The 10095-nt window shown below is 72.2% G+C and carries 7 protein-coding genes and 1 pseudogene; 7 read left to right on the forward strand and 1 reads right to left on the reverse strand.

Going from position 1 to position 10095, the window contains the following annotated elements; genetic code table 11:
• Positions 1-250 precede the first annotated feature (250 nt).
• Complete coding sequence (locus ACYC1Z_RS12070) at positions 251-622, forward strand: hypothetical protein (RefSeq protein WP_461409776.1); 372 nt, start codon at positions 251-253, stop codon at positions 620-622.
• Between the two features lie 373 nt (positions 623-995).
• Here the strand turns inward: ACYC1Z_RS12070 and ACYC1Z_RS12075 are convergent, their stop codons facing one another.
• Positions 996-1814 (reverse strand): IclR family transcriptional regulator, encoded by an 819-nt coding sequence (locus tag ACYC1Z_RS12075; RefSeq protein ID WP_461409777.1) that lies wholly within the window; start codon positions 1812-1814, stop codon positions 996-998.
• A gap of 161 nt (positions 1815-1975) precedes the next feature.
• Between ACYC1Z_RS12075 and ACYC1Z_RS12080 the strand changes: the two genes are divergently transcribed.
• The 6 genes and pseudogenes from ACYC1Z_RS12080 to ACYC1Z_RS12105 form a co-directional block, all read left to right on the forward strand.
• Positions 1976-2800 (forward strand): hydroxypyruvate isomerase family protein, encoded by an 825-nt coding sequence (locus ACYC1Z_RS12080; RefSeq protein ID WP_461409778.1) that lies wholly within the window; start codon positions 1976-1978, stop codon positions 2798-2800.
• A 27-nt stretch (positions 2801-2827) separates the two neighbouring features.
• Positions 2828-3706 (forward strand): 2-hydroxy-3-oxopropionate reductase, encoded by an 879-nt coding sequence (locus tag ACYC1Z_RS12085; protein WP_461409779.1) that lies wholly within the window; start codon positions 2828-2830, stop codon positions 3704-3706.
• 155 nt (positions 3707-3861) lie between these two features.
• Positions 3862-5637: pseudogene (gene gcl / locus ACYC1Z_RS12090) on the forward strand (glyoxylate carboligase).
• A 104-nt stretch (positions 5638-5741) separates the two neighbouring features.
• On the forward strand, positions 5742-7328 hold the full coding sequence (gene aceB, locus ACYC1Z_RS12095) for a malate synthase A (RefSeq protein ID WP_461409780.1): 1587 nt from the start codon (positions 5742-5744) through the stop codon (positions 7326-7328).
• Between the two features lie 160 nt (positions 7329-7488).
• Positions 7489-8949, forward strand: a complete 1461-nt coding sequence (locus ACYC1Z_RS12100) for an FAD-linked oxidase C-terminal domain-containing protein (RefSeq protein WP_461409781.1) — start codon at positions 7489-7491, stop codon at positions 8947-8949.
• On the forward strand, positions 8949-10095 hold a 1147-nt coding region (locus tag ACYC1Z_RS12105), incomplete at its 3' end, for an FAD-binding oxidoreductase (protein ID WP_461409782.1). The genes ACYC1Z_RS12100 and ACYC1Z_RS12105, both read left to right, overlap by 1 nt.

Here is a 10095-nt window from a genome sequence, read left to right on the forward strand (position 1 = left end):
GCATGGATCAACCAGCCCCCGAAGGAGACGACGAACTCAACGATTCAGCTCGACCACTGACCCACCAAGGTTGACAGGTTCCGGCGTCCCCGACGGCGGACTCGCCGCAGTGACTCCGGGTCTGAGTCCCGCACTCGCGGCTACCTACTTCGTGCCGACGACAGCGGCTTGGACGGCCCTCCACGAAATCGCACACCTCGGCGACGACGAGCACGTCGTCGTGGCCGGAGCCACCGGTGCCGTGGGATCGATGGCCGTCCAGATGGCGCTGCTCGCGAGTGCCCGCGTGGCGGCGCTCGTCGCCACCGAGGCGCAGAAGTCGTTGGTGCCGTCAGGCGCGGAAGCCATCACGATCGACGACCCCGAGCCGGTCGCGCTGCTCGCCGCGGAGCGGTCGGCGACGATGCTCGTCGACACGATCGGCGGCGAGCGTCTTGGCGAGCGTATGAAGTGGGTTGGGGCGGGCGGCCGTGCCGCACTCATCGGCTACGTGGCCGGCACCTCGACAACCCTTGACCTCCGGAACTGGCTGCTTGACCATGTGGCATTGTTGCCGGTCAGCATGATCCGCCGGGAACGGGCAGCCCGCGAGCTCGCCCCCGTATGGCGCAGATGCTCGTGACGGGTGACATCCGCCTCGAGGTGGAGTCCTTCGGCTTCGGACAGGCAGCCGAGGTCCTCGACCGACTTCGCTCCGGTGGTCTGCGAGGCCGTGCCGTGCTGGACCCGACTCTCTGACCGACAGGTGGCGCACCGCGCTACCTCGTAGAAGTCGACGCCCAGGTCGTGGAAGCGTTGATCTGGGCGTCGGCGCGTAGCTGCCCCGCGCGTAGCTGCTCCGCGGAGCGCGCTCCGCGCCGCGATGAGGGAGACCCGGCAACCGGGCGAAGAGCCATGCCGGGGCCGACAGACCGCACCCCGAGAATCGGGCCCCTGGGCCGGGAAGAAGGTGACGGGTCCCTACGCGGCCGACCGGCATCTGCCGAGCGACGAGCTCAGTGGAGGCTGAGCAGCTCGGCGGTGATGCGGGCGGCGACCTCCTGGAGCACCGGGACCACCTGCTCGCCGACGACATCCGTCACCCGCACCGCCGGTCCGGAGATCGACACCGCCGAGGTGGTGGGCACATCGGGCACGGCCACCGCATACCACCCCACGCCGAGCTCCTGCTCACCGTCGTCTACGGCGTACCCCTGGGCCCGGATCCGGTCCAGCTCGGCGATGAGCGCGTCGGGGTCGGTGATGGAGAGCTCGGTCTGGGCCGGCATGCCGGTGCGGGCACGGATCGCCCGGACGGTCGCGTCGGGGAGCTGGGCGAGCGTGGCCTTGCCCACCCCGGTGCAGTGGCAGAACACGCGGCGGCCCACCTCGGTGAACATCCGCATCGAGTGCACCGAGGCCGCCTGGGCGACGTAGACCGCCATGTCACGGTCGATCGTCGACAGGTTGACCGTCTCGCCGAGCTCGCGTGCCACGTGCTCGAGGTGGGGCCGGGCCCCGGCACCGAGCTGGCGCCCGGCGAGCTCGCCGAGCCGGATGGGGTTGGGACCGAGGGTGTAGCGCCGGGAGGGGGCCTGACGGGCGTAGCCGCGCGCGACGCGGGTGCGCATGAGCCGGTGGATGGTCGGCATGGGCAGTCCCGACGCCGCACGTTGGCTGAGGGTGGCGTCGCCGCCCTGGTCGGTCATCGCCTCGAGGAGGTCGATCGCCCGATCCACGGACTGCACGCTCTGGTTGCTCGGCACCCGCCGCTCCTCCCACCGCGGGCGGAGGGCGAGCCAGCCGCGCCGGGAGCCGGTCGAGGACCCGCGCATCGATCTCGAGGACGGCTTCGACGATGACGGCGATGCCGAGGACGGGTGGTGCACCTCGCCACGGGCAAGGGTTGACCACGTCGGTCGGTTGACCCTACGCTTTCACAGCGAGGAAGACGCATTTCAGAATGTGCGAGTGAGGTGCATTTCAGAATGTGCAAGTGAGGCAGAGGGTGACCGTCCCGTACACCGTCAACTGCTCGATCCTCCTGACGGAGCTACCACTCCTTGAGCGGCTGGCCGCGGCCCGGGCGGCGGGCTTCGAGGCTATCGAGTTGTGGTGGCCGTTCCCCACCTCGGCCCCCGACGCCGCGGATGTCGACGCACTCGTGCGTGCGATCGACGACGCCGGTGTCGCGCTCACCGGACTGAACTTCAACGCGGGCGACATGCCCGGCGGTGACCGCGGCCTCGTCTCCTGGCCCGAGCGCTCCGACGAGCTGCGCGCCAACCTCGAGGTCGTCACCACCATCGGCGAGCGCACGGGGTGCCGGGCGTTCAACGCCCTCTACGGCAACCGGGTCGACGGCGCCGACCCCGCCGCACAGGACGCGGTCGGTGCGGAGAACCTCGCCATGGCCGCCCGTGCGGTCGGACGGATCGGGGGCACCGTCCTGCTCGAGCCCGTCTCCGGGACACCGGCGTACCCGCTGAAGTCCTCCGCCGACGTCGTCGCCGTCCTCGACCGGGTGGCGCAGGAGCACGGAGAGACGAACCTCGGCCTGCTGCTCGATGTCTTCCACATCTCGGTGAACGGCGGCGACGTCGACGCCGACCTGGCCGCCTACCGCGACCGGGTCGCGCACGTCCAGATCGCCGATGCCCCGGGCCGTGGCGCCCCCGGCTCGGGCGAGCTGCCCATCGCCCGTTGGGTCGAGGACCTCCGTGCCGGCGGCTACGCCGGACCCGTGGGTCTGGAGTACAAGACGACCGATCCCGACCCCTTCACCTGGCTGCCGCGTGAACAGCGCGGCGGGCAGGCCTGAGCACCCCCGACACGGAAGGACCCTTCCATGAAGATCGCATTCATCGGCCTGGGCGTCATGGGCAGCCCGATGGCCGTCCACCTGCAGAACGCCGGGCACGACGTCACCGGGTACAACCGCAACCCCGAGAAGACTCGCGACCTCGTGGCGGCGGGCGGCACCGCCGCATCCTCGGTCGCGGACGCCGTCTCCGGTGCAGAGGTGGTCGCGGTCATGGTGCCGGACTCCCCGGACGTCACCGAGGTCCTCACCGGTGCGCACGGGGTCTTCGCGAGCGCCGCCCCGAACGCGCTCGTCATCGACTTCTCCACGATCCGCCCCGACGTCACCACTGGCCTCGCGGAACTGGCCAGGGAGAAGGGCTTCCGCCTGCTCGACGCCCCCGTTTCGGGCGGCGAGGCCGGGGCCAAGAACGCGGCCCTGTCGATCATGGTCGGCGGCACCGCCGAGGACTTCGCCGCCGCGGCGCCCGTCTTCGACGCGGTCGGCAAGACCATCGTCCACGTCGGTCCCTCGGGTTCGGGCCAGACCGTCAAGGCCGCCAACCAGCTCATGGTGGCCGGCAACATCGCCCTCCTCGCCGAGGCGGTGATCTTCCTCGAGGCCTACGGCGTGGACACCGCGGCCGCCGTGAAGGTCCTCGGCGGCGGGCTCGCCGGCTCGGCCGTGCTGGACCAGAAGGCGCAGAAGATGCTCGACCGCTCCTTCGAGCCCGGCTTCCGCATCGAGCTGCACCACAAGGACCTCGGCATCGTCACCTCCGCCGCGCGCGAGGCAGGCGTGGTCACCCCGCTCGGGGCCGTCGTCGCCCAGCTCATGTCCTCGGCCCGCGCGAACGGCGACGGCGGTTTGGACCACTCCGCCCTCCTCCGCGTCGTCGAGCGGCTCTCGGGCCGCGCCGACTGAGCACCGCGGCCCACCGGCCGCACCGACGGCCCCACACCGGGCCACCCCGCCCCACGTCGCGACGCCGTGACGGCACCGCGCGCCCTCCCGGGCCGCATCCACCCGAGCACCTGAAACCGGCAGGACCCGCCCGCCGCACGAGCATCGAGACCGACCTGCCCCGCATGCGAGCAGTCGTCGCCGCCGTCGCCATCATGGAGAAGGAGGGTGCCACCCAGACCTTCGGGCTGCCCGGCGCCGCCATCAACCCGTCCTCCGACGCGATGCGCCGCCACGGCGGTATCCGTCACGTGCTGGCCCGCCACAAGGAGGGTGCCTCCCACATGGCCGACGGGTACTCCCGGGCGGTGCCGGGGAACATCGGGATCTGCGTGGGGACCTCCGGCCCCGCCGGGACGGACATGATCACCGGGCTCTACGCCGCTCACGCGGACTCCGCCCCGATGCTCTGCATCACCGGGCGGGCGGCGGTCGCGAAGCTGGACAAGGGAGGACTTCCAGGCCGTCGACATCACCGCCATCGCGGCGCCCTTGACGAAGATGGCCAAGACGGTGCTCGAGGCCGGGCAGGTCCCTGGGGTCCTCGCGAAGGCCTTCCAGCTCATGCGGTCGGGGCGACCCGGCCCGGTGCTCATCGACCTGCCGATCGACGTCCAGACCGCCGAGATCGAGTTCGACCCGAGACCTACGTGCCGCCGCCGGTCGTGCGTCCCGCCGTGACACGCGCGCAGGTGGAGCGAGCGTTGGACATGCTCGACGCCGCCGAACGCCCCCTGCTGGTGGCCGGTGGCGGCATCGTCAATGCGGGTGGCGAGGACCTCCTCGTCGCGCTCGCCGAGACCCTCGACGTCCCCGTCGTCCCCACCCTCATGGGCTGGGGGACGATCCCCGACGACCACCGCCTCGCGGCCGGGATGGTCGGCATCCAGACCGCCCAGCGCTATGGCAACGCGACATTCCTCGAGGCGGACTTCGTCCTGGGCGTGGGCAACCGGTGGGCCAACCGCCACACCGGCGGCCTGGACACCTACCGGCAAGGCCGCACCTTCGTCCACGTCGACATCGAGCCCACCCAGATCGGGCGCGTGTTCGCCCCCGACCACGGGATCGTCTCGGACGCCCGGGCGTTCCTCGAGCTCGCCGTCCAGGTCGCCCGCGAGCGCCGCGCCGACCGGGCCCTGCCGGACCGCTCCGACTGGGTGGCGGCCGCCGCCCGCCGCAAGCGCGAGATGGTGCGCCGGACCGACTTCGGTGAGATCCCCATCAAGCCCCAGCGGGTCCACCAGGAGATGAACCGCGCGCTCGACCGTGACACCGTCCACGTCACCACGATCGGCCTGTCGCAGATCGCCGGCGCGCAGCACCTGCACGTCTCTCGGCCCCGTCACTGGGGCAACGCCGGGCAGGCCGGGCCGCTCGGCTGGACCGGCCCCGCCGCGCTCGGGGTCGCCACCGCCCGGCCGGACGCCGAGGTGGTGGCGCTCTCCGGGGACTACGACTTCCAGTTCATGCTCGAGGAGCTCGCGGCGGGCGCCCGGCATCACCTGCCCTATGTGCACGTCGTCGTCAACAACGCCTACCTCGGACTCATCCGGCAGTCGCAGCGGGCCTTCGAGGTGGACTACCACGTCTCCCTCGCGTTCGAGAACGTCGACTCTCCCGAGGGCGGCGGGTACGGCGTCGACCAGGTCAAGGTCGCGGAGGCGCTGGGGGGCAAGGGCATGCGGGTGACCGACCGGGAGGACCTCGGCACGGCCTTCGCCAAGGCCCGCGCCACCGCGCACGCGTTCCGCGGGCCCGTGGTCGTGGAGGTCGTCCTCGAGCGCGTCACCGACATCCCCATGGGGGCCGAGCTCGACGGCGTGAACGAGTTCGAGGAGCTCATGCCCTCGGCGAAGGACTCCGCCGCCGCCGCGGCGCTGCTGGACTGATCGCTGCTGGGCTGAGCCGCTCGCCGTTGACCGGGGGTGACCCCGCGTCTACTGTTTTCACTGGAAAGATAACGGGTTCCATCTCGTGAAAGTAGGAGAGTCATTTGGCCACCACGCAGGGTCTCGAGATCACCGGACCGACCGGCGAGAGGTACGAGGAGGTGCTCACCCCGGCAGCCCTCGACCTGGTCGCACGGCTCCACCGTGAGCTGAACGGGCGCCGCCTGGAGCTCCTCGAGGCGCGCCGGGTCCGCGTCGCCGACCTCGCGAACGGCGGCACGCTGGACTTCCTCCCGGAAACCGCGCCCGTGCGTGCGGACGAGAGCTGGCAGGTGGTGCCGCCGGCCCCCGGGCTCGTCGACCGCCGGGTGGAGATCACCGGCCCGACCGACCGCAAGATGACCATCAACGCGCTCAACTCCGGCGCGAAGGTCTGGCTCGCCGACCACGAGGACGCCAACACCCCGCAGTGGGAGTCCGTGGTGGGCGGCCAGCTCAACCTGCTCGACGCGATCAACCGCACCGTCGACTTCACGGCCGAGAACGGCAAGGAGTACAGGCTCCGGCCCGACTCCGAGCTGGCCACCATCGTGGTCCGCCCGCGCGGCTACCACCTGCCCGAGAAGCACATCCTCGTCGACGGCGAGCAGACCTCCGGCTCCTTCGTCGACTTCGCGCTGTACATCGCCACCGCAGGCCTGCGCCAGATCGAGAAGGGCCTGGGCCCCTACTTCTACCTGCCGAAGCTGGAGTCCCACCTCGAGGCACGGCTGTGGAACGACGCATTCCTCATCGCCCAGGACGCCCTCGGCATCCCGCGCGGCACCATCCGGGCGACGGTGCTCATCGAGACCTACCCCGCGGCCTTCGAGATGGAGGAGATCCTCTACGAGCTGCGCGAGCACTCCGCAGGCCTGAACGCCGGACGGTGGGACTTCATGTTCTCCGTCATCAAGTCCTTCCGCACCCGCGGCAAGGAGTTCATGCTGCCCGACCGCAACGCGGTGACGATGACGGTGCCGTTCATGCGCGCCTACACCGAGCTGCTCGTGCGGACGTGCCACAAGCGTGGTGCCCATGCCATCGGCGGCATGGCGGCGTTCATCCCCTCCAAGGACCCCGAGGTCAACGCGGCGGCCTTCGAGAAGGTACGTGCGGACAAGACCCGTGAGGCCGAGGACGGCTTCGACGGCTCCTGGGTCGCCCACCCCGGCATGGTGGAGCTGTGCCAGGAGGTCTTCACCGACAAGCTCGGCGAGCGGCCCAACCAGCTCGACCGCAAGCGCGAGGACGTCCACGTCACCGCCGCCCAGCTCCTCGACGTCTCCGCCACCCCCGGCGACGTCACCGAGGCGGGCCTACGCAACAACGTCTCGGTCGGTATCCAGTACCTCAAGGCGTGGCTCGAGGGCCTGGGCGCTGTGGCGATCTTCAACCTCATGGAGGACGCCGCGACGGCGGAGATCTCGCGCTCGCAGGTGTGGCAGTGGCTCCACGACGACGTGACCCTCGCCGACTCCGGCGAGCAGGTCACGCGCGAACTCATCGACCGGATCGTCGCGGAGGAGATCGCGAAGCTCCCGGGTGGCGCCGCGGACTACGACCGGGCGAAGGAGACGTTCCTCGAGGTCGCCGTCGCCGACGACTACGCCGACTTCCTCACCCTCCCGGCCTACGAGCGGATGCCGTAGCCCGCACGCGGCGTGGGGGAGGCCCTTGCCGCACGCGCGCGGCGGGGACTCCCCGCTGCGCGCCGCACGGCCCAGCCGGCTGTCGCCGATGGGCGGACCCGCACCGGGTCCCTCAGGACCCTCTCCGGCCGACCGGGGAGCAGGCACCAAGGAGGCTGCCATGGACCCGCTGCAACACGTCACCGCCCAGCTGCTCGCCGAGCTGGGCGAGGGTCCGGTCATCACCGACCGGCAACGCCTGCGCACGTACGAGTGCGACGGGCTCGCCCAGTACAAGGTGGTCCCTGGCCTGGTGGTGCTCGCCCGTGACGCCGCCGACGTCGCCACCGCCGTGCGTGCCTGCGCCGACCAGCGGGTGCCGTTCGTCGCGCGCGGCTCGGGCACGGGCCTGTCCGGCGGTGCGCTCCCGCACGCCGAGGGGGTGCTCGTCGTGATGTCCCGGATGCGCGAGATCCGCGAGATCGACGCCGCGAACCAGCGCGCCGTCGTCGACCCCGGGGTCATCAACCTCAGGCTGACCCAGGCCACCACGCCCGCCGGCTACTACTTCGCCCCCGACCCCTCGAGCCAGTCGGTGTGCTCGATCGGCGGCAACGTGGCCGAGAACTCCGGCGGCGCCCACTGCCTGAAGTACGGCTTCACCACCAACCACGTCACCGGCCTGGACCTCGTCACCCCGGGCGGGGAGCTCGTCGAGATCGGTGGCAAGGCACCCGACCCGCCCGGCTACGACCTGCTCGGTGCCCTGGTGGGCTCCGAGGGCACCCTGGGGATCGTCACCGCCGCGACCGTGCGCCTGACCCGCCTGCCCGAGGACGTCCGCACGATCCTCGCCGGCTTCGCCTCCACCGACGAGGCCGGTGCGGCCACCTCGGCCATCATCGCCGCGGGCGTCATCCCCGCCGCCATCGAGATGATGGACGCCCTGGCCATCGAGGCCGCCGAGAAGGCGGTCCACTGCGGGTATCCCGCCGGGGCCGGCGCCGTCCTGGTCGTCGAGCTCGACGGCGCGGCCGCCGACGTCGCCGGGGAGTTCGACGAGGTGGTGCGCCACTGCCAGGAGGCCGGCGCCTTCGAGGTGCGGGTCGCCGCCGACGACGTCGAGCGTGCCCTCATCTGGAAGGGCCGCAAGTCAGCCTTCGCCGCCGTCGGGCGGATCAGCCCCGACTACATCGTCCAGGACGGCGTGATCCCGCGCACCGCTCTGCCGCGGGTGCTGCGCGAGATCGCCCAGCTGTCCGCCGAGCGCGGGGTCCGGGTCGCCAACGTCTTCCACGCCGGGGACGGCAACCTCCACCCCCTCGTCCTCTTCGACGACGGGGAGGAGGGTGCGGCCGAGCGGGCCGAGGAGGTCGCCGGCGGCATCCTCGAGCTGTGCATCGCCAACGGCGGGTCCATCACCGGCGAGCACGGCGTGGGCTCGGACAAGGCCAAGTACATGCTGCGGATGTTCTCCGCGGACGACCTCGCCACCATGCAGATGCTGCGCTGCGCCTTCGACCCCGACGGCATCTCCAACCCGGGGAAGGTCTTCCCCACGCCGCGGCTGTGCGGCGAGCGCCCCGGGCGTCATCGAGGCGCCCACCCTCTGCAGGAAGCCGGACTGGCGGAGGTCTTCTGATGAGCATCGACATCATCGCGCTCGCCCGTAGCCTCGACGGCGCCGGCGAGGTCCGTCCCGCCGAGGACGCCGACGCCGTCGACGGCGTCCCTGCGGCCGCCGTCGCCCGGCCCACCTCGGTCGAGGCCACCTCCGCGTTGCTGCGCGAGGCCACCGGCCAGGGCCTGGTGACGGTCGCCCGCGGCGCGGGCACGGCGCTGACCTGGGGAGCCCCGCCCGAGCGGGTCGACGTCATCCTGGACACCCGGGGGCTGAACCGGCTGGTCGAGCACGAGGCGGGTGACCTCGTCGTCGTCGCCGAGGCCGGCCTGGCCCTGAAGGACCTCCAGGAGGAGGTCGGCCGCGCGGGCCAGGAGCTCGTCGCGGACATCCCGCGGGAGCGCTTCGACGCCGGCTCGACCATCGGCGGCGCGCTCGCGACGGCCGCGACGGGGCCGCGCCGGCTCCAGCGCCTCGCGCTGCGCGACCTCGTCCTGGGCACCACCGTCGTCCTCGCCGACGGCACCGTGTCGACGTCGGGCGGCAAGGTTGTCAAGAACGTCGCCGGGTACGACCTCGCCAAGATGATGACCGGGTCCTACGGCACCCTCGGGGTCATCGTGCGCGCCGCGTTCCGGCTCCACCCCGTGCGGCCCGCCCGCCGGTTCGTCCTGCGCAGCGCCCCGCTGGCCCGGACGGCCGAGCTGGCGCGCGTCGTCGTCGCCTCCCAGCTCGCCCCCGCCGCCGTCGAGATCGACCGGCCCGCGGGGAGCGACGACGCCACGCTCGCGGTGCTCCTCGAGGGCACCGAGGAGGCCGTGACAGCACGCGCCGCGGAGACGGCGGCCCTGATCGGCGGCGCGGTCGGTGAGCAGCCGTCGTGGTGGGCGCGTCTGCCCGGCGGCGACGTCACCGCCAAGGCGACCGCCACCCTCACCGGGGTGGCGGACCTCCTCACCGCGGCCAGCTCGAGCGAGCAGCGCCACGGGGCGTCCATCGCGCTGCGTGGCAGCGCGCTGGGGGTCCTCCACGTCGGCCTCCCCGCCCCCGCACCGGATGCCGTTGCCGCGGTCCTGGCGGACCTGCGCGCCGTTGCGCCCACGCCGCGGGAGGGCACCGTCGTCGTCCTGACGGCCCCCGCCGAGCTGCGCGACGGACTGGACGTGT

This window comes from Georgenia sp., from assembly GCF_054605595.1.

Excerpts from the sequence above, each read along its gene's own strand:
- ACYC1Z_RS12085 (WP_461409779.1), top strand. The coding sequence starts at position 2,828 with ATGAAGATCGCATTCATCGGCCTGGGCGTCATGGGCAGCCCGATGGCC.
- ACYC1Z_RS12070 (WP_461409776.1), top strand. The coding sequence starts at position 251 with ATGGCCGTCCAGATGGCGCTGCTCGCGAGTGCCCGCGTGGCGGCGCTC.
- ACYC1Z_RS12075 (WP_461409777.1), bottom strand. The coding sequence starts at position 1,814 with ATGCGCGGGTCCTCGACCGGCTCCCGGCGCGGCTGGCTCGCCCTCCGC.
- ACYC1Z_RS12100 (WP_461409781.1), top strand. The coding sequence starts at position 7,489 with ATGGACCCGCTGCAACACGTCACCGCCCAGCTGCTCGCCGAGCTGGGC.